The 19,114-nt window shown below is 62.7% G+C and carries 18 protein-coding genes; 17 read left to right on the top strand and 1 reads right to left on the bottom strand.

Annotated features, from left to right (window positions below; translation table 11 throughout):
- Positions 1-11: 11 nt before the first annotated feature.
- Entirely contained in the window at positions 12-2,111 is a 2,100-nt protein-coding gene (locus IB267_RS12295) for a bifunctional rhamnulose-1-phosphate aldolase/short-chain dehydrogenase (protein WP_192447876.1), read from the bottom strand.
- Between the two features lie 202 nt (positions 2,112-2,313).
- Between IB267_RS12295 and IB267_RS12290 the strand changes: the two genes are divergently transcribed.
- From IB267_RS12290 to IB267_RS12210, 17 genes are all read left to right on the top strand, one after another.
- Positions 2,314-3,126 carry a DeoR/GlpR family DNA-binding transcription regulator gene (locus tag IB267_RS12290; protein WP_065774466.1) on the top strand — a complete coding sequence of 271 codons (813 nt, stop codon included), beginning with the start codon at positions 2,314-2,316 and terminating at the stop codon, positions 3,124-3,126.
- 115 nt (positions 3,127-3,241) lie between these two features.
- Positions 3,242-4,231 (top strand): rhamnose ABC transporter substrate-binding protein, encoded by a 990-nt coding sequence (gene rhaS / locus IB267_RS12285; RefSeq protein ID WP_043613083.1) that lies wholly within the window; start codon positions 3,242-3,244, stop codon positions 4,229-4,231.
- Between the two features lie 254 nt (positions 4,232-4,485).
- Entirely contained in the window at positions 4,486-5,982 is a 1,497-nt protein-coding gene (locus tag IB267_RS12280) for a sugar ABC transporter ATP-binding protein (RefSeq protein ID WP_192447875.1), read from the top strand.
- Positions 5,979-6,959, top strand: a complete 981-nt coding sequence (locus IB267_RS12275; RefSeq protein ID WP_192447874.1) for an ABC transporter permease — start codon at positions 5,979-5,981, stop codon at positions 6,957-6,959. The genes IB267_RS12280 and IB267_RS12275 overlap by 4 nt, the downstream gene beginning before the upstream one ends.
- Entirely contained in the window at positions 6,959-7,963 is a 1,005-nt protein-coding gene (locus IB267_RS12270) for an ABC transporter permease (protein WP_192447873.1), read from the top strand. The genes IB267_RS12275 and IB267_RS12270 overlap by 1 nt, the downstream gene beginning before the upstream one ends.
- A gap of 7 nt (positions 7,964-7,970) precedes the next feature.
- Positions 7,971-8,285, top strand: coding sequence for an L-rhamnose mutarotase (gene rhaM / locus IB267_RS12265; RefSeq protein ID WP_192447872.1), 315 nt, complete (start codon positions 7,971-7,973; stop codon positions 8,283-8,285).
- Between the two features lie 4 nt (positions 8,286-8,289).
- A complete protein-coding gene (locus IB267_RS12260) occupies positions 8,290-9,678 on the top strand; it encodes an FGGY-family carbohydrate kinase (RefSeq protein WP_192447871.1) in 1,389 nt (462 codons plus the stop codon).
- A 687-nt stretch (positions 9,679-10,365) separates the two neighbouring features.
- Positions 10,366-11,982: a globin-coupled sensor protein gene (locus tag IB267_RS12255; RefSeq protein ID WP_192447870.1), complete on the top strand. Its 1,617-nt coding sequence runs from the start codon at positions 10,366-10,368 to the stop codon at positions 11,980-11,982.
- A gap of 41 nt (positions 11,983-12,023) precedes the next feature.
- A complete protein-coding gene (locus IB267_RS12250; RefSeq protein ID WP_192447869.1) occupies positions 12,024-12,317 on the top strand; it encodes an STAS domain-containing protein in 294 nt (97 codons plus the stop codon).
- A gap of 3 nt (positions 12,318-12,320) precedes the next feature.
- The gene (locus tag IB267_RS12245; RefSeq protein ID WP_025425897.1) at positions 12,321-12,686 is read left to right on the top strand and encodes a response regulator; all 366 of its coding nucleotides are present in this window, start codon (positions 12,321-12,323) and stop codon (positions 12,684-12,686) included.
- 19 nt (positions 12,687-12,705) lie between these two features.
- The gene (locus IB267_RS12240) at positions 12,706-14,997 is read left to right on the top strand and encodes a chemotaxis protein CheA (protein ID WP_192447868.1); all 2,292 of its coding nucleotides are present in this window, start codon (positions 12,706-12,708) and stop codon (positions 14,995-14,997) included.
- A gap of 5 nt (positions 14,998-15,002) precedes the next feature.
- Positions 15,003-15,473: a chemotaxis protein CheW gene (locus IB267_RS12235; RefSeq protein WP_043613065.1), complete on the top strand. Its 471-nt coding sequence runs from the start codon at positions 15,003-15,005 to the stop codon at positions 15,471-15,473.
- Positions 15,470-16,378 (top strand): protein-glutamate O-methyltransferase CheR, encoded by a 909-nt coding sequence (cheR, locus tag IB267_RS12230; RefSeq protein ID WP_043613064.1) that lies wholly within the window; start codon positions 15,470-15,472, stop codon positions 16,376-16,378. Before IB267_RS12235 ends, cheR begins: the two co-directional genes overlap by 4 nt.
- Positions 16,375-17,433 (top strand): chemotaxis response regulator protein-glutamate methylesterase, encoded by a 1,059-nt coding sequence (locus IB267_RS12225; protein WP_192447867.1) that lies wholly within the window; start codon positions 16,375-16,377, stop codon positions 17,431-17,433. The genes cheR and IB267_RS12225 overlap by 4 nt, the downstream gene beginning before the upstream one ends.
- The gene (locus IB267_RS12220) at positions 17,433-17,822 is read left to right on the top strand and encodes a response regulator (protein WP_025425902.1); all 390 of its coding nucleotides are present in this window, start codon (positions 17,433-17,435) and stop codon (positions 17,820-17,822) included. The genes IB267_RS12225 and IB267_RS12220 overlap by 1 nt, the downstream gene beginning before the upstream one ends.
- A complete protein-coding gene (cheD, locus tag IB267_RS12215; protein ID WP_043613058.1) occupies positions 17,819-18,373 on the top strand; it encodes a chemoreceptor glutamine deamidase CheD in 555 nt (184 codons plus the stop codon). Before IB267_RS12220 ends, cheD begins: the two co-directional genes overlap by 4 nt.
- A gap of 73 nt (positions 18,374-18,446) precedes the next feature.
- Positions 18,447-18,839, top strand: a complete 393-nt coding sequence (locus IB267_RS12210; RefSeq protein ID WP_043613055.1) for a hypothetical protein — start codon at positions 18,447-18,449, stop codon at positions 18,837-18,839.
- Positions 18,840-19,114 lie beyond the last annotated feature (275 nt).

Here is a 19,114-nt window from a genome sequence, read left to right as displayed (position 1 = left end):
ACTCTCCTCGATCAGCGGGTAAACGACTGGGCGTTGCCCGCGTCGACATTGATGATGTTGCCGGTCGATTTCGCCGACATGTCGGATGAAAGGAAATAGATCGCCTCGGCGATATCCTCGGGAAAGACGCTGAGCTTCAGCATCGAGCGCTCGCGATAATGCGCCTCGAGGTCGTCGACATCCATCTTGTAGGCGGCGGCGCGCTGTTCCTTCCACTCGCCGGTCCAAATCTTCGAGCCGCGCAGCACCGCGTCCGGGTTAACGACGTTGACGCGGATCTGGGCGGAAGCGCCTTCGAGCGCCAGGCAGCGGGCGAGGTGGATCTCCGCCGCCTTGGCGGTGCAATAGGCCGATGCGCCGGGGGAGGCGGCAAGACCGTTCTTGGAGGCGACGAAGACGACGTTGCCGCCGGCCTTCTGCTGGCGGAAGATGCGGAAGGCTTCTCGCGAGACGAGGAAATAGCCTGTCGTCAGGATGTCGATGTTCTTGGTCCAGAGCGCCAGCGTCGTGTCTTCGATCGCGGCAGACGAGGCGAGGCCGGCATTGGAAACGAGGATATCGAGGCCGCCGAAGGCGAGCAGCGCGTCGGCAAAGCCGCCCTCGACCGCCGTCTCTCTGGTGACGTTCATGCTGACGGAGCGGACGAAATCCTTGCCGTAGCGCTTGGAGAGTTCGCCTTCGGCCGCCGCAAGCGCGGTCTCGTCGATATCGGCGAGCACGACGCAGGCGCCCTCCTGCATCAGCCGGTTGGCCGTCGCCTTGCCGATACCGCCGGCGCCGCCGGTGACGAGCGCGATCCGGCCGGCGAGGCTCTTCGGCTTCGGCATGCGCTGCAGCTTTGCTTCCTCAAGCAGCCAGTATTCGATGTCGAAGGCTTCCTGTTCCGGCAGGCCGACATAGGTTGAGACGCCGGAGGCGCCGCGCATGACGTTGATGGCGTTGACATAGAACTCGCCGGAGATGCGGGCGGTCGCCTTGTCCTTGGCAAAAGTTATCATGCCGACGCCGGGCACGAGATAGACCACTGCATTCGGATCGCGCATCGCCGGGCTGTCGGCATGTTTGCAGCGCTCGTAATAGGCGGCGTAGTCGGCGCGGTAAGCCGCGATCGCGTCGGGAAGTGCCGCCAACGTCTTGTCGACATCGGGGCTGGCCGGGTCGAAATCGACCACCAGCGGCCGGATCTTGGTGCGCAGGAAGTGGTCGGGGCAGCTCGTGCCGAGGGCGGCCAGCGGCTTCAGATCCATCGACGTGACGAAATCGAGCACGGCCTGGCTGTCGTCGAAATGGCCGACCTTCTTCTCGTCGGCGCTGATCAGGCCGCGGATGACCGGCATCAGCTTGCGCGCGACGTCGGCGCGGGCCGCCGCGTCGAGCGCCGGCTTAACCGCACCGCCAAAGGCCGGCTTGGTGTTCTCGGCCTCGAACCAGGCGATTGCCTTGTTGATGATCTCGACCGTGGTCCCGTAGGCTTCTTTCGCCGTGTCGCCCCAGGTGAAGAGGCCATGGCTTTCAAGCACGACACCGCGCGCCCGGGGATTTTCCAGGCAGAATTTTTCGAGCCACAGGCCGAGCTCGTAGCCCGGGCGCTTCCACGGCAGCCAGCCGATGTCGTCACCAAAAATCTTTGCCGTCAGTTCACGGCTGTTCTTGGCTGCGGCAATCGCGATGATCGCGTCGGGGTGCATGTGGTCGACATGCTTCTTCGGCACATAGGCATGCAGGGGCGTGTCGATCGAGGCGGCGCGCGGATTGAGGTTGAAGGTGCAGTGCGGCAGGTAGCCGACCATCTCGTCTTCGAACGCGACGCCGCGATAGATCGACTTCAGCGCGTTGAGCTTGTCCATATAGAGCGTGGCAAAGCCGTCGAGCTTGATCGTTCCGACGTCGCCGCCCGAACCTTTGACCCAGAGAACCTCGACCGTGCCGCCTCCAAGCGGGTCCTTCTCCATCACCTTGGCCGAGGTGTTGCCGCCGCCGTAATTGGTGATGCGCTTGTCGGAGCCGAGCAGGTTGGAGCGATAGAGCAAGCGCTCGGATTCGCTCATGCCGGCAGCCTTTGCCTCGTCCCAAAGGTTTGCAAGTCGCGCACCCTGCTGCTTGTCGAGCATCTCGATTTCCTCCCGGTCTGATGTCGCGCGGCTTGGCGACCGCGCAGAGATGTGGTTGGCATCAGATCACAGGACTTGAGCGTTAAAGTCAATCAAAAACGATCAAGTTCGCGCATATTGCGCTGCACAATGAAAAAATATGATTGTTCGTGATTGACAATGGTCGATCGTGATGGAAGCATGAACGCCATGGGAGGAACGCATGCACGAGAAAGAAAGACACCGGATCATTCAGTCGGCGGTTCAGGAAAAGCCCGTCGTCACCGTCCAGGAACTGGTCGATCTGACCGATAGTTCCGAGGCGACGATCCGGCGCGATATTGCAGCCCTCCACGTGCAGAAGAAGCTGCGCCGGGTGCGCGGCGGCGCCGAGGCGATCAACCCGCCGCAATTCGTCGGGCTCGCCGGCCGGCCGTTCAAGGTCAACGAAGGCCTGCATGCCCGCGAGAAGCAGGCGATCGCCAAGGAAGCAGTGGCGCTTTGCGAGGACGGCGAACCGATCATCATCAATGGTGGCACCACCACCTTTCAGATGGTGCATTTCCTCAGCAATCGCCGGATGCAGGTTTTCACCAATTCGTTTCCGATCGCCGAGCATCTTCTGAAGCACTCGAAGAACACGGTAATGCTGTCGGGCGGCACGATCTACCGCGAGCAGAACATCATCCTCAGCCCCTTCGACAATGACGTGACGCGCAATTTCTATGCGCGCCGCATGTTCATGGGGGCGCAGGGCCTCGGCCCGCTCGGCCTGATGGAGGCGGATCCGCTGTTGATCCAGGCGGAGCAGAAACTGATCGACCAGGCCGACGAACTCGTCGTGCTGGTCGACTCCTCGAAATTTCACAAGCGTTCCAGCCTGATCCTGTGCGGATTGAAGCGGATCGCCACTGTCATCACGGATTCGGGCATCGAGGACAGGCATGCCGCGATGCTCGAGAATGCCGGCGTGCGGCTGGTCGTTGCCAGCTCGAGAGCCGGCGCAGATGCGGAGAACATGTCCTCGTCCGCCTGAGGCAGGCGAGGAGAGGGGAAGGTGACGCTCACGACCGGAGGGGCCGGGGCATCGCCAATGGAGGAAATCGCGCCGGTGACGCTTGTTGCGTGCCGGTCATTGGGAGGAAATGAGCATGAAGATCCTGAAGTCACTGATGGTCACGGCCGCCGTTTCGCTGGCGCTGATGGCCAATGCCGCGCATGCGGAAAACAAGAAGATCGCGCTCGTGGTCAAGGCGCTCGGCATCGGCTTCTTCGAAGCCGCCAACAAGGGCGCGCAGGAAGCTGCCAAGGAACTGGGCGACGTCGAGGTGATCTACACCGGCCCGACGACGACGACCGCCGAAGGCCAGATCGAGGTGATCAACTCGCTGATCGCTCAAAAGGTTGATGCCATCGCCGTTTCCGCCAACGACACCGACGCCCTCGTTCCGGCGCTGAAGAAGGCGATGGATCGCGGCATCAAGGTCATCTCCTGGGACTCGGGCGTCGCCAAGGATGGTCGCCTGATGCACCTCAACCCGTCGTCGAGCCCGCTGATCGGCAACATGATTATCAAGCTCGCCGCCGACAACCTGCCTGAAGGCGGCGACGTTGCGGTGCTGTCGGCAACGGCGACCTCGACCAACCAGAACACCTGGATCGCCGAGATGAAGAAGGTTGAGGGCAACTACAAGGGCATCAATGTCGTCGCGACCGTCTACGGCGACGACCTCGCCGACAAGTCCTACCGCGAAACGCAAGGCCTCATTCAGTCCTATCCGAACCTGAAGGCGATCATCGCGCCGACCTCTGTCGGCATTGTCGCAGCCGCCCAGGCCGTCACCGACGCCGGCAAGATCGGCCAGATCAACGTCACCGGTCTCGGCCTTCCCTCGGAAATGGCAGGCCACGTGAAGTCGGGCGCCTCCAAGTCCTTCGCGATCTGGAACCCGATCGATCTCGGCTACTCCGCAACGATGATTGCCTACGACCTGATCAACGGTGCCGAAGCGAAGCCCGGTGCTGAACTGAAGATGGGCCGCATGGGGGCCGTCAAGCTCGACGACAACAACGAAGGCGCGATGGCCGACCCGTTCGTCTACGATGCCAAGAATGTCGAGGAATTCGCCAAGATCTTCTGATCCGGCGAAAGCCCCTCATCCAGCTGCCGGCACCTTCTCCCCGTTCGACGGGGAGAAGGGACAAGCGGCAACGGTTTGCCCCCTTCCCGACGAGGTGGGAGGCGTGCGGCATACTCGTTCCCTGTCTCCGTTCGCGGAGAGGGCAGGGTGAGGGGCAACCTCGCGCGGCGTAACCGTCGCCTCGACAAGCTTTGCATAATCGAAACGACTGAATGGTGGACTGTCTCTTGCTGCAGGATACGCTCACATCGCGGATGAAGCCCGCCATTGCGCTCGAGGGGATTTCGAAGTCCTTTCCCGGCGTGAAGGCGCTCTCCGATGTTTCGCTGGCGCTCTATCCGGGATCGGTGACCGCGCTGATCGGCGAAAACGGTGCCGGAAAGTCGACGCTGGTGAAGATCCTGACCGGAATCTACCAGCCGGACGAGGGCACGATCTCCGTCAGTGACCAGGAGGTTCATTTCCCGACGGCGCTTGCGGCCGCCCGCGCCGGCGTCACCGCGATCCACCAGGAAACCGTCCTCTTCGACGAGCTCTCGGTCGCCGAGAACATCTTTCTCGGCCACGCTCCGCGCAATCGCTTCGGGCTGATCGACTGGAAGAAGCTCAATGCCGATGCACGCGCGCTGCTTGCGCGCGCCGGCGCCGATCTCGATCCGACCATCCGCCTACGCGATCTCGGCATCGCCAAGAAACATCTGGTCGCGATCGCCCGCGCGCTGTCGATCGATGCGCAGGTGGTGATCATGGACGAGCCGACGGCCGCCCTGTCGCACAAGGAAATCCACGAACTCTATGCCCTCGTCGAACGGCTGAAGGCAGACGGCAAGGCGATCCTGTTCATCAGCCACAAGTTCGATGAGATCTTCCGCATCGCCGACCGCTACACGGTGTTTCGCGACGGAACGATGGCCGATGAAGGGCTGATCGCCGATGTCAGCCAGGACGAACTGGTGCGCCTCATGGTCGGCCGCGCCGTCGGCTCGGTCTACCCGAAGAAGGACGTCGCGATCGGCGAACCGGTGCTCACGGTCTCCGGCTACCGCCACCCGACCGAATTCGAGGACATCAACTTCGAGCTTCGCCGCGGCGAGATCCTCGGTTTCTACGGCCTCGTCGGCGCCGGCCGTTCCGAATTCATGCAGTCGCTGATCGGCGTCACCCGGCCGTCGGCCGGCGCCGTCCGGCTCGATGGCGAGGTGCTGGTGATCCGCAGCCCGTCTGAAGCGATCCGGGCTGGTATCGTCTACGTGCCGGAAGAGCGCGGCCGCCAGGGTGCGATCATCGGCCTGCCGATCTTCCAGAACGTCACCTTGCCCTCGCTGTCGCGCACCTCGCGCTCAGGCTTTCTGAAACTCGCCAACGAGTTCGCGCTCGCCCGCGAATACACCGCGCGCCTCGACCTTCGCGCCGCCTCGCTCGATCAGGACGTCGGCACGCTTTCGGGCGGCAACCAGCAGAAGGTCGTCATCGCCAAGTGGTTGGCGACGAAGCCGAAGGTGATCATCCTCGACGAGCCGACCAAGGGCATCGACATCGGCTCCAAGGCAGCGGTCCACGCCTTCATGAGCGAACTGGCGGCGCAGGGCCTCAGCGTCATCATGGTCTCCTCGGAAATCCCGGAGATCATGGGCATGTCTGATCGGGTCATCGTCATGCGCGAGGGGCGGATCGCCGGGCGCTTCGAGCGCGCGGATCTGACGGCGGAAAAGCTGGTGCGTGCCGCTGCCGGCATTCAGGAGGCCGCGTGATGGCAAACATCCTCAGGAACCGCGAACTGTTGCTGGTCGGCGCGATCGCCGTGCTGCTGGCGCTGATCACCTGGCGTTTCCCGCCCTTCGTCGTGCCGGCGAACCTCGCACGCGTCTATAACGACACGTCGATCCTGATCATTCTGGCGCTTGGCCAGATGGCGGTGATCCTGACACGCTGCATCGATCTTTCGATGGCCGCCAACCTCGCGCTCTCGGGCATGGTGGCGGCAATGCTGAACGCCGCCTTTCCGGGCCTGCCGATCCCGCTGATCATCCTTGCGGCGGTCGCGCTCGGCACGCTGCTCGGCATGATCAACGGCGCACTCGTCTGGAAGCTCGACATTCCGCCGATCGTCGTAACCCTCGGCACACTCACCATCTATCGCGGCATGATCTTTCTCCTGAGTGGCGGCAAGTGGATCAACGCCCACCAGATGAGCGACGCCTTCAAGGCCTTGCCGCGCGACGAACTCCTTGGTTTCCCGGTTCTCTCCTGGCTCTCGCTGGTGATGATCGCGCTCGTCTTCCTGTTGATGAGCCGCACGGCCCTCGGACGCGCCTTCTATGCGGTCGGCGGCAATCCGCATGCGGCGGTCTACACCGGCATCGATGTCGGCCGCACCCGCTTCTTCGCCTATTGCCTTTCGGGCGCGCTCGCCGGGCTCTCGGGTTATCTTTGGGTATCGCGTTATGCTGTCGCCTATGTCGATATCGCTGCCGGCTTCGAGCTCGATATCATCGCGGCCTGCGTCATCGGCGGGATCTCGATCGCCGGCGGTATCGGCACGGTGGCAGGCGCGGTGCTCGGTGCGCTGTTCCTTGGCGTGATCAAGAACGCCTTGCCGGTCATCAACATCTCGCCCTTCGCCCAGTTGGCGATTTCGGGCATGGTCATCATCATTGCCGTTGCCGTCAACGCCCGCGCCGAGCGGCGCAAGGGCCGCGTCATCTTGAGAAAGGCGGAGGCTGTCTGATGGCCGAGACCCACCTTACCCCACGCCATATTCCCGACCGGCTGGAAGGCCGAGGCGCGCGGTTGCTGAAGAGCTGGGAAAGCCTGCTGCTTGTCGTTGCCTGCCTCATCTTTCTCGGCAACTCGCTGGCCTCGCCCTACTTCCTCGACCCGTGGAACCTTTCGGACGCGACCTTCAACTTCACCGAAAAGGCGATGATTGCCTTCGCCATGGCGCTGGTGATCATTTCCGGCGAGATCGATCTGTCGGTGGCCTCGATCATCGCGCTCGCCTCGACGGCGATGGGCTATGCCGTGCAACTCGGCTTCGACACGCCGGCGCTGGTGCTGATCGGCCTCTCAGTCGGGCTCATTTGCGGGGCGATCAACGGCTTGTTGATTACCGGTCTCGGGCTGCCGTCGATCGTGGTGACGATCGGCACCATGAGCCTTTTCCGCGGGCTCTCCTTCATCATTCTCGGTGACCAGGCTTTCACCGGTTATCCCGACAGCTTCTCCTGGTTCGGCCAGGGTTATGTCTGGTGGGTGTTCTCCTTCGAGTTCACGCTCTTCGTTGCCCTTGCGGTCGTCTATGGCGTCGTCCTGCACAAGACCAATTTCGGCCGTGCGGTCTATGCCATCGGCAACAACCAGACGGCAGCGCTCTTCTCCGGCATCCGCGTTGCGCGCATCAAGTTCATCCTGTTCCTTTTCACCGGGTTGATGGCCGGGCTCGCCTCGATCTGCCTGACCTCGCGCCTCGGCTCGACGCGCCCATCGATCGCGCTCGGCTGGGAGCTGGAGGTGGTAACGATGGTGGTGCTTGGCGGCGTCAACATTCTCGGTGGCTCCGGCACCATCCCGGGCGTCGTGCTGGCCGCCCTGATCATGGGTATGGTGACCTTCGGTTTCGGTCTGCTCAACGTGCCGGGCATCGTCATGTCGATCTTCATCGGCCTGCTGCTGATCTCGGTGATCGCGCTCCCCATTGTCTGGCGGCGCGCCCGCCAGCGTCTCGCACATTGAGGATCTGATGGATAAATACGCCTTCCGCATGCGCTTGAACCCGGGCATGGCCGCCGAATACAAGGCGCGGCACGATGCCATCTGGCCGGAACTGGCCACCCTGCTGAAGGAGGCCGGCGTCTCCGACTACTCCATCCATCTGGACGAGGAGAGCGATCTGCTCTTCGGCGTGCTCTGGCGAACGGACGACCATCGCATGGCCGAGCTGCCATCCCATCCCATCATGCAGAGATGGTGGGCGCATATGGCTGATATCATGGAAACCAAGGCCGATAACGAACCGGTCGCGGTGCCGCTCAAGACCGTCTTTCATATGGAATGATCGCATGCGGGTTGTTGGCGTTATCGATATCGGCAAGACCAATGCCAAGGTTGCGGCAGTCGATCTCGACCGTTTCGAGGAGATCGCCGTCCGTAAGACGGCGAATGCAGTGCTGACCGATGGTCCTTATCCGCATTTCGATGTCGAACGTCTCTGGGCCTTCCTGCTCGAAAGCCTCGCAGCACTCCATGCCGAACACGCCTTCGAGGCGATCTCGATCACCACCCATGGCGCGACCACCGTCGTGCTCGATGCATCAGGCAATCTGGCGCTTCCGGTGCTTGACTATGAGCACGCCGGCCCCGACAGCCTCGCCGCCAAGTATGATAAAGTGAGGCCGCCCTTTTCCGAGACCGGCTCCGCGCGCCTGCCGATGGGCCTCAATGTCGGCGCCCAGCTCCATTGGCAGCAGAAGACCTTTCCCGACGACTTCGCCAGGGTCGCCTCGGTCCTCACCTATGCGCAATATTGGACCTATCGACTGACAGGTACGCTCTGTAACGAGCTGACCTCGCTCGGCTGCCACACGGATCTCTGGAACCCACGGGCAGGGACATTCTCGTCTCTTGTCGAAAGCCAGGGCTGGACGCCCCTCTTCGCACCGGTGTTGAAGGCGGGCGATATCGCAGGTGCTCTGCGGCCGGAGCTCTGTGCTGCAACGGGCATCGCATCAGGGACCCCGGTCTATTGCGGCATTCATGATTCCAATGCCTCGCTGCTGCCGCATCTGCTGACGCGGGCCGCGCCCTTCTCGGTGGTCTCCACCGGCACCTGGGTGGTGATGCTCGCGGTCGGCGCCGAGGCGAAGGCGCTCGACGAACACCGCGACACGCTTGTAAACGTCAACGCGCTTGGCGATCCCGTACCCTCCGCCCGCTTCATGGGTGGCCGCGCCTTCCAGCTTCTGTTGGGGGAGGGGGCGCCCCCTGTGTCGCCGCAAACGGAAGAGGCCGTGGCCGGGGCCGGCCACATGCTGCTGCCGTCCATTCCCGAGGGATCCGGTCCCTTTCCGGCTGCAAAAGCGATCTGGACGACGGACGAACGGGAGCTTGGCCCCGCCGAACGCTTTGTCGTCGTCTCGTTCCATCTGGCGCTGATGACAGCCACCTGTCTCGACCTGATCGGCGCGCGCGGCGATATCGTCGTCGAAGGGCCCTTTGCTTCCAACAGGACCTATCTGCGCATGCTCGCCGCAGCGACGGGCCGGCCGGTCTTTGCCGATCCCCACAATATCACGGGTACGAGCCTCGGTGCTGCGTGTCTGGTTAAGGGATCCGCGGTCAGGACCGGGGTCGAGCCGCTTGCGGGCGAGATCGCGGTGAGCCTCGCCGCCTATGCGCAGGCATGGCAAAAGGCGACGCAGGACCATGTGTGCAAAGAAAAGCGGCCGTAGAACATCCGTCCCCGGCCGCAGAGATGCCTGGTTGTGTCAGTAAGAGATGGGCTAAAGCCCGATCAAAACACAGAGCTGCGCTTTGCCGACCGGTTGTGCTCGATGTTGAGCACGATCGATACTGCCATCATTGTCAGGATTGCTGTGAGTGCGGCGCCAATGCCAAGAACAATCATTGTTCGTTTCCTGTAAGCGCATCGTCATGATGTCGCTTTGCGTGATGCGAAGGTTTCTTCGCGCATGCAGCGCCCACTTCACTTTCGCTTCGATACGCGAGCGCAAGTCGAAGTACAATTCTAAACTCTTGTGATTGAGAACCTGTTGGTTTCAGGGGCGTTTATTACAGTTTTGTTGCAGCGCAAAAATGGCGCGTGAAAACACCCTGTGAATTTTAGTGATTCCGATTAGAGGTGAGGGACCGTTAACCTTCAAGCAAGGAATTAACCATAAACATGGTCCCACACGTCGGAATGGGATAATTCACAAGTCTCCTCAAGGCATGATGCCGCCCCGCCGTACCGGTTCCGGTCCGGTATCCATTCTTCACCGAATTTACTTGCGGGATGAACGACAGCAGACGCTTTTCGGCGGAGGCTGATCTCATCGATGTGGCGTGCACGTCCGGTGGACCGTGGCCCTCCCTGATGCTCCCAGGCAAGTTCCGAACGTGCACACCGGGGATCAGCGTTGAGGCAGGAAGCATCGTCAGAACAGGCAAAAAAGGGCCAAGCAGGCAGCCTGCTGGAGCGCCTGCGCTTTGCCGGGCTCGACGACGAGAGCTGCAACCGCGTCCGTGATCACAGGCAAAAGCTTTCTCCCCGGATCGATCAGGCGCTTCGCGACCTCTTCCAGCGCCTCCAGACCTATCCCGACGCCGCCCGCCATTTCGACAGCGACCGCCAGATCGACCGCCTCCAGGATCTTCAGTCGTCGCACTGGAACGTGCTGACCGACGCACGCTTTGACGGGCTCTATGCCGAGCGCATCAAGGTGCTCGCAGACACCGCAAGCCGCATGGGCCTCGATCCGCGCTGGCAGATGGCAAGCCATGCCGTCGTGCTCGAACATCTCATCGTCGGACTGATCGAAGACGCCTGGCCGCGATCCTTCCTGCCGATGGGCAAGGCGCGCCGCCGCGAACTTTGCGAGCTCGTCGCCGCTCTGGTGCGCACGACCTTCGTCGACAGCGAGATCGGCGTTTCGCTCCGCTTCAACGCCCTCCGCCAACAGCACCAGCGGCAGCTCGCCGAGCAGCGCAGCGCCGACGAGCTGGAGGTCAAGGCGCTCTTCGGCGACTTTGCCGAAGGCGTGAGCCAGGGTGATCTCGGCGCGCGGTTGCCGGAAACGGCGGTCGAAGCCTATCAGCCGATCGTGGCGAGCCTGAACGCGGCACTCGAACAGATCCAGCAAAGTCTTCAGGCCTCCGATCAGCGCAGCCAGGCTGCCGGGGTACTGGTCGACCGCATGCGCGACGGCGCGACAGCCTTCACGGACAAGGCGAGCGTTGAAGCCGACGCGCTTTCCGGGCAGCTTGCCGTGCTCTCCGACATGGCCGGACGCATGGCGACCGGTTCGGGCCGGATCAGCGCCACGGAAACGAAGGCCAACGAGACCCGCATTGCCGTCGAGCGCAGCGGCGAGATCGCCGGCCAGGCGATTTCCGCCATGGCCGACATCGAGGCGTCGGCCGAAAAGATCGGCCAGATCATCGGCGTCATCGACGAGATCGCCTTCCAGACCAATCTCCTGGCGCTCAACGCCGGCATCGAAGCGGCGCGCGCCGGCGACAGCGGTCGCGGTTTTGCCGTCGTTGCCCAGGAAGTGCGTGCGCTGGCACAGCGCTCCGGCGAAGCGGCGCGCGAAATCAAGCAGCTCGTTTCCGGCACCAAGGCGCAGGTCGAGACCGGCGTCGAGATTGTCGGCCGCACCCAGGACGCGATCAGCAGCATCGTCGAGCAGGTGACGTCGATAAATTCCGCCGTCTCCGGCATCGCCCGCGAGGCGGAGCAGCAGGTCGGCGACCTCCGCGGCGTCGCGACCGAGATCGGCACGATCTCCAGGGGCGTCGAGGCAAGTGCCGCGCTCGCCTGCGATACCGTCCGCTCGTCGGACGATCTTCACACAGTCATCGTCGAACTCGGCGAGACCATCCGCCAGTTCCGCCTGGAGCGCCGCCATCCGGTTGCGCCGGCACGCACCGGTCGCGAGCCCTTCCGTCACGCATCGGCCGCCGTTACCGACGAGCCGGCCGCACCGCTGTTTGACGACGGGCTGCAGCGGCAGCTCGCCGGTTGGCAGCGCTGATTTTTAGGGCAGTAAAGAGTTAGCAGTCGAGGAAGACAGGAATGGCCAGCAAGAAGACCGCTCAGAAGACGCTTAGCCTCGCTCCGGTTTTGGACCTGAACGAGGCGACGGCACTGCACGAGAAGCTGCTCGCGCTCAAGGGCAGCCACATCGTGATCGACGCTTCCGCGGTCGAGCGGGTCGGGACGCTTTGTGTCCAGGTGCTGATGGCCGGCGCCAAGACCTGGGAAGAGGATCATTTGTCTTTCACCTTCAGCAAGGTGTCGGACGCTTTCGACAAAACGACACAGCTCATCGGGGTCGAGATCGACCACCTGATGGCAAAGGAGATTTGAGAAATGAAGAAGCGAGTTCTGACGGTCGACGACTCCCGGACGATCCGAAACATGCTGCTGGTCACGTTGAACAATGCCGGTTTCGAAACGATCCAGGCCGAGGACGGCGTGGAGGGCCTTGAGGTCCTGGAGGAAGCCAATCCGGACGTGATCGTCACCGACATCAACATGCCGCGTCTCGACGGTTTCGGCTTCATCGAGGGCGTGCGCAAGAACGATCGCTACCGCGCCATTCCGATTCTGGTACTGACCACTGAAAGCGACGCGGAGAAGAAGAACCGCGCGCGTCAGGCGGGTGCAACCGGCTGGATCGTCAAGCCGTTCGACCCGACCAAACTCATCGATGCAATCGAGCGCGTAACGGCCTGAAGTCCGGGGATAGCCTCCAATGGATATGAACGAAATCAAAGAGATCTTCTTCCAGGAATGCGAGGAACAACTCGCCGAACTGGAATCGGGTCTGCTGAAGCTCAATGATGGCGACCGCGACCCGGAAACGGTCAATGCCGTTTTCCGTGCGGTGCACTCCATCAAGGGTGGCGCCGGCGCCTTCGGGCTGGACGACCTGGTCTCCTTCGCGCACGTGTTCGAGACGACCCTTGATTGCGTTCGTTCCAACAGGCTCGATCCCGGTCCGGAAGTTCTGAAGGTGATGCTGAAGTCGGCCGACGTGCTCGCCGACCTCACCAATGCTGCGCGCGATGGCGGCAGCGTCGACGAGGCGCGCAGCCGCCAGCTGATCAAGGAACTCGAGGCACTCGCAAACGGCGAAGTGCCGCAGGCGTCGGCAGCAGCGGTTGAAGCGGTTTCCAAGCCGGTCGCCGTCGTGGCGCCGCCGCCGGTCAACGACGAAGGCTTCCAGCCTGTCGCCTTCTCCTTCGATGACTTCGACGCGGCCGAAGAGCCGCCGCTGATGGAAATGCCCACCTACGAGATCGTCTTCAAGCCGAAGTCCGATCTCTACGCCAAGGGCAACGAGGCAACGCTGCTTCTGCGCGACCTCTCGCGCCTCGGCGAGATGAGCATCCATTGCGACATGGGCGCACTGCCGACGCTCGATCGGCTGAGCCCGGAAAGCGCTTACTTCTTCTGGAAGATCTCGCTCAAGACCGACAAGGGCGAGGAAGCGATCCGCACCGTCTTCGAATTCGCCGAGTGGGATTGCGACCTGGAGATTTCGCGGATCGAAGACGAGGCTACGCAGTCGGGCGAAGAGCTGCCGATGCAGCCGGTTCCCTTCGACCTGTCGATCCTTGATGACGAACCGGCGGTATCGGTCGGTGTCGTCGAGGAAGAAGAACAGCTTGCCTCCCAGCAGCAGGATCGCGACGCCGCGGTTTCGGCTGCCGGCACGGCAAGCAACGTCTTGCAGATGGCGCAGTCCGCCGCCCGCGCACCGGCCGAAAAGGCGGCACCCGCTGCCAGTGCCGCCGCCCAGAGCGCTGCCGCGCAACAGGCTGCCGCATCGGCTGCAACGCCGACCATCCGCGTCGATCTCGATCGCGTCGACCGCCTGATCAACCTTGTCGGCGAACTCGTGATCAACCAGGCGATGCTCTCGCAGAGCGTCGTCGAGAACGACACCAACGGTACGTCCTCGATCAACATGGGCCTCGAAGAGCTGCAGCAGCTCACCCGCGAGATCCAGGATTCGGTCATGGCGATCCGCGCCCAGCCGGTGAAGCCGGTCTTCCAGCGCATGTCGCGTATCGTTCGCGAAATCGCCGACATGACCGGCAAGTCGGTCCGCCTCATCACCGAAGGCGAGAACACCGAAGTCGACAAGACGGTCATCGACAAGCTCGCGGAGCCGCTGACCCACATGATCCGCAACGCGGTCGACCACGGCCTCGAAACCCCGGAAAAGCGCCTCGCCGCTGGCAAGAGCGCCGAAGGCACCGTGCGCCTGACGGCGAAGCACCGTTCCGGCCGCATCGTCATCGAGCTTGCCGACGACGGCGCGGGCATCAACCGCGAGAAGGTGCGCCAGAAGGCGATCGACAACGACCTGATCGCCGCCGATGCCAACCTGTCGGACGAAGAGATCGACAACCTGATCTTCCACGCCGGCTTCTCGACGGCTGACAAGATCTCCGACATTTCCGGCCGCGGCGTCGGCATGGACGTGGTCAAGCGCTCGATCCAGGCGCTCGGCGGTCGCATCAACATTTCGTCGAAACCGGGCCACGGTTCGGTCTTCACCATGAGCCTGCCGCTGACGCTCGCCGTCCTCGACGGCATGGTGGTCACCGTTGCCAACCAGACGCTGGTTGTGCCGCTGACAGCGATCGTCGAAACGCTGCAGCCGGAAGCCTCGGCGATCCACTCCTTCGGCTCCAACCAGCGGCTTATCTCGATCCGCAACTCGTTCTGCCCGCTCGTCGACGTCGGTCGCATCCTCAACTTCCGCGCCATCCAGGCGAACCCGGTCGAGGGCGTCGCGCTCTTGGTGGAATCGGAAGGTGGCGGCCAGCGCGCTTTGATGGTCGATGCGATCCAGGGGCAGCGCCAGGTGGTGATCAAGAGCCTGGAAGCCAACTACACCCACGTGCCGGGCATCGCCGCCGCGACCATTCTCGGTGACGGCCGCGTGGCGCTCATCCTCGATGTCGACGCGATCGTCGCCGCCTCGCGCGGGCATTCGCTGAAACCTGAAATGTCACTTGCTGCAGTCGGATAATGACAATGACCTATGCCGCAAAAAATCTGACGACGGACGGACGGGAGCTGATCGCTTTCCGCGTCGGTGATCAGGAATTCTGCGTAAACATCATGCAGGTGCGCGAGATCCGTGGCTGGACGCCTGCGACATCCATGCCGCATGCGCCATCCTATGTGCTGGGTGTCATCAACCTTCGCGGCGCGGTGCTGCCGATCGTCGATCTCTCGGCCCGGCTCGGCATGAAACCGGCCGAACCGAACGTGCGCCACGTCATCATCGTCGCACAGGTCAAGAGCCAGGTCGTCGGCCTTCTGGTCGACGCTGTCTCCGACATCCTGACGATCACAGACGACAAGATCCAGCCGACGCCGGATGTCATCTCGTCGGAGTTCGAAAAGAGCTTTGCGCGCGGCGTGCTCGCGATCGAAGGCCGGATGATCTGTCTTATTGAACTGGAAGCGATCTTCCCGCAGGAAGAAAGGGAAGCCGCATGAGAAGCCAGATCATCGCCGAACAGAAACTGTCGCCGGACGAGTGCCTGGCGAGCGGCGAGTATCCGTTGACCCGTCGCGATCTTACCGAGATCGCCGCGATGATCTATGCGGATGCCGGCATCTACCTCAACGAGACCAAGGCGTCGCTCGTCTATTCGCGGCTGTCGAAGCACATTCGCAATCTCGGGCTCAAAGGCTTCCGCGAGTATTGCCAGCTGGTCGCTTCGCCCGCCGGTGCGGCCGCACGGCGCGACATGCTTTCGCACCTGACGACGAACTTCACGCGCTTCTTCCGCGAGAACCATCACTTCGAGCACCTGAAGACCGACGTGCTGCCGGACCTGATCGCACGGGCCAAGGCCGGTGGCCGGGTGCGCATCTGGTCGGCCGCCTGCTCGGACGGGCAGGAGCCCTATTCGATCGCACTGACGGTCCTGTCGCTGCTGCCGAACGCGGCCGACTACGATTTCCGGATCCTTGCGACCGACATCGACCCGAAGATTCTGGCGCTCGCTCGCGCCGGTGCCTACGACGCGACCGCGCTCGAAACCGTCAATCCGGCCATGCGCAAGCAATATTTCTCCGAGGTCAACAGCGGTGGCCGCTTCAAGTGGCAGGTCGATGATCGCGTCAAGCGGCTGATCACCTTCAACGAACTGAACCTGATGGCGCAGTGGCCGTTCAAGGGTCCGTTCGATGTCATCTTCTGCCGCAACGTCGTCATCTATTTCGACGAGCCGACGCAGATGAAGATCTGGTCGCGCTTCGCCGGCATGCTGAACACCGACGGTCACCTTTATATCGGCCATTCCGAACGTGTGTCCGGTGACGCAAAGGCGCACTTCGACAACATCGGCATCACCACCTACCGCCACACCGGCAAATTTCATGGAGGACGGGCATGACCACTCCCGCTCGCGTTCTCGTCGTTGACGACTCCGCCACAATGCGTGGCCTGATTACAGCCGTGCTCAACGCCGATCCAGACGTGACCGTCGTCGGCCAGGCGGCCGACGCCATGGAAGCGCGCCAGGCGATCAAGCAACTCGATCCCGATGTCGTCACCCTCGACATCGAAATGCCGAACATGAACGGCCTCGAATTCCTCGACAAGATCATGCGGCTGCGGCCAATGCCGGTCATCATGGTCTCGACGCTTACCCACAAGGGCGCTGAAGCCACGATCGCAGCACTCGAAATCGGCGCCTTCGATTGTGTCGGCAAGCCGCATCCCGGCGACCCGCATCCCTTTGCCGGCCTCGTCGACAAGGTGAAGGCTGCGGCTCGCTCGCAGCGCAAGTTCATCATCACCGGCAATAAGGTCGCGGCGCCGGCTCCGGCCAATGCGAATACGGCGTCCGATTACCGAGCCGGCCGCAAGATCATCGCCATCGGCGCCTCGACCGGTGGTGTCGAAGCCCTGATCACGGTCCTGCAGAAGTTCCCGGCCAATTGCCCGCCGACGGTCATCACGCAGCACATGCCGCACACCTTCACCAAGAGCTTCGCGGAGCGGCTGAACCGTCTCTGCGCGCCGGCGGTGCAGGAGGCGACGGACGGCGCGCGGCTCGAAATCGGCAAGGTCTACCTGGCGCCCGGTGGCGAGCGCCATCTGCAGGTCGCCAACCCGACGGCACCCTGCTGCCGCCTGGTGGACCGCGACCCGGTCAACGGACATCGGCCTTCGGTCGACGTGCTGTTCGATTCGGTCGCCGAGCTTGCCGGACGCAATGCGATCGGTGTCATTCTGACCGGCATGGGGCGCGACGGCGCCTCCGGTCTCCTGAAAATGCGGCATGCCGGAGCAAAGACCTTCGGCCAGAACGAAAAGACATGTGTCGTCTACGGCATGCCGAGAGTCGCCTATGAATTGGGCGCCGTTGAAACCCAGCTCCCCCTCGGATCCATCGGGGAGGAGGTCCTGAAAGCAGCGGCGCTCCGCAAGGAAGGAAGCGAATAATGTCCATCGCCGAAAAAATCAAAGTTCTGATCGTCGACGATCAGGTGACGAGCCGCCTGCTCCTGGGTGACGCCCTGCAGCAACTCGGCTTCAAGCAGATCACCGCCGCCGGTGACGGGGAGCAGGGCATGAAGATCATGGCTCAGAACCCGCACCACCTGGTGATCTCCGACTTCAACATGCCGAAGATGGACGGGCTCGGCCTGCTGCAGGCTGTCCGTTCGAACCCGGCGACCAAGAAGGCGGCCTTCATCATCCTGACGGCCCAGGGCGACCGTGCCCTGGTTCAGAAGGCAGCGGCCCTCGGTGCCAACAACGTTCTGGCCAAGCCCTTCACCATCGAAAAGATGAAGGCTGCGATCGAAGCCGTATTCGGGGCGCTCAAATGAACATGGAAGCCGCCGGCAAGCGCGTGCATGTCATTCAGGGCGAGTACAAGGTCTTCAACGATCCGAACATCGTTCTGTCGACCATTCTCGGCTCCTGTGTGGCAGCCTGCATGCGCGATCCCGTGGTCGGCGTCGGCGGCATGAATCACTTCCTGCTGCCAGGTTCCGCGACGTCGCCCACATCCGGCGGCGACGCGACCCGCTACGGGGTCCACCTCATGGAGTTGCTCATCAACGGCCTCCTGAAACAGGGCGCCCGGCGAGATCGTCTCGAAGCCAAGATCTTCGGGGGCGCCAAGACGATCGCGCGGTTTTCCAATGTCGGAGAACAGAACGCCGCCTTCGCGCGCCAGTTCCTGCTCGACGAGGGCATCCGCATCGTCGGCGAGAGCACCGGCGGCGAGCACGGTCGCAAGCTCGAATACTGGCCGTCGTCCGGCCGCGCCCGGCAATATGCCCTGACCGGCGTCGAAACGCAACGCACGGTGCAACTGGAGGAACGCCCGATCGTCGCGCCGAAGCCGGCCGAAAGCTCCATCGAATTCTTCTGATACTGCGAGGCAGGCGCCTCGCAGGCCCGAAATACGACTTCTACCGCAGCCCCGAGCCACGTGAGACATACACATGCAGACCGACTACCAGGCCCACATGCCGCACGTGGAAGAAGCGCTCCCCGAAGTGCTGATGCGCATCGTCACCGAATTGCACGACGTCGCCTATCTGATCGAGCGGATCGAGCCGCAGCTTGCCGGCGACCATGGCGCCGATGCGCTTGCCAATCCCGACAAGATGATGGTGCTGCAGGGCATCGACCTTGCCGTGCAGAAGACCCGCGGGCTGGCCGAATTCATCGACACGATTACCGCATCGATCCCGGACGCCTGGATGGTCGACGTCACCACGGCCGTCAATCTGGTGAAGCTTGCCGATATGAAAAAGGCACTTGGCAACGGCATGTTGCGCCACGGCCACTCCCAGCCGCTGACGAAGGCGGCCGGCGATTTCGAAGCGTTCTGACGCTTGCGAAGCGCGCTTCAGGGCGCGCGTCTGAGAATATCCTTTTATATTCAGCAGCTTGCTGCAGCGTGTCCCGATGCCGCCGCAACTCTGCGGCGAGGCTTGGCTGCGCCCGACGGCCCGCTTCGCGCCGGTGGATAAGTTTTGTGGCGAGGCTTCCGCCGCTTCGATTGGGCTCATCAAGCCAAGTTCGCGCAAGTTTCGTTTCCTACGGTCCGGATCGGGACTGGTGGATTCGCCTGCATTGGAAGTCGATACTCGGCATGTCGATACCC

The organism is Ensifer sp. ENS09, assembly GCF_014852425.1.
Taxonomy (GTDB): domain Bacteria; phylum Pseudomonadota; class Alphaproteobacteria; order Rhizobiales; family Rhizobiaceae; genus Ensifer.
This window is presented reverse-complemented; position numbering and strand designations above follow the sequence as displayed.

Bases quoted from the DNA above. Each gene is read 5' to 3' on its own strand.
- IB267_RS12295 (WP_192447876.1), bottom strand. From the start codon at position 2,111: ATGCTCGACAAGCAGCAGGGTGCGCGACTTGCAAACCTTTGGGACGAG.
- IB267_RS12290 (WP_065774466.1), top strand. From the start codon at position 2,314: ATGCACGAGAAAGAAAGACACCGGATCATTCAGTCGGCGGTTCAGGAA.
- rhaS (WP_043613083.1), top strand. From the start codon at position 3,242: ATGAAGATCCTGAAGTCACTGATGGTCACGGCCGCCGTTTCGCTGGCG.
- IB267_RS12280 (WP_192447875.1), top strand. From the start codon at position 4,486: ATGAAGCCCGCCATTGCGCTCGAGGGGATTTCGAAGTCCTTTCCCGGC.
- IB267_RS12270 (WP_192447873.1), top strand. From the start codon at position 6,959: ATGGCCGAGACCCACCTTACCCCACGCCATATTCCCGACCGGCTGGAA.
- rhaM (WP_192447872.1), top strand. From the start codon at position 7,971: ATGGATAAATACGCCTTCCGCATGCGCTTGAACCCGGGCATGGCCGCC.
- IB267_RS12260 (WP_192447871.1), top strand. From the start codon at position 8,290: ATGCGGGTTGTTGGCGTTATCGATATCGGCAAGACCAATGCCAAGGTT.
- IB267_RS12250 (WP_192447869.1), top strand. From the start codon at position 12,024: ATGGCCAGCAAGAAGACCGCTCAGAAGACGCTTAGCCTCGCTCCGGTT.
- IB267_RS12245 (WP_025425897.1), top strand. From the start codon at position 12,321: ATGAAGAAGCGAGTTCTGACGGTCGACGACTCCCGGACGATCCGAAAC.
- IB267_RS12240 (WP_192447868.1), top strand. From the start codon at position 12,706: ATGGATATGAACGAAATCAAAGAGATCTTCTTCCAGGAATGCGAGGAA.
- IB267_RS12235 (WP_043613065.1), top strand. From the start codon at position 15,003: ATGACCTATGCCGCAAAAAATCTGACGACGGACGGACGGGAGCTGATC.
- cheR (WP_043613064.1), top strand. From the start codon at position 15,470: ATGAGAAGCCAGATCATCGCCGAACAGAAACTGTCGCCGGACGAGTGC.
- IB267_RS12225 (WP_192447867.1), top strand. From the start codon at position 16,375: ATGACCACTCCCGCTCGCGTTCTCGTCGTTGACGACTCCGCCACAATG.
- IB267_RS12220 (WP_025425902.1), top strand. From the start codon at position 17,433: ATGTCCATCGCCGAAAAAATCAAAGTTCTGATCGTCGACGATCAGGTG.
- cheD (WP_043613058.1), top strand. From the start codon at position 17,819: ATGAACATGGAAGCCGCCGGCAAGCGCGTGCATGTCATTCAGGGCGAG.
- IB267_RS12210 (WP_043613055.1), top strand. From the start codon at position 18,447: ATGCAGACCGACTACCAGGCCCACATGCCGCACGTGGAAGAAGCGCTC.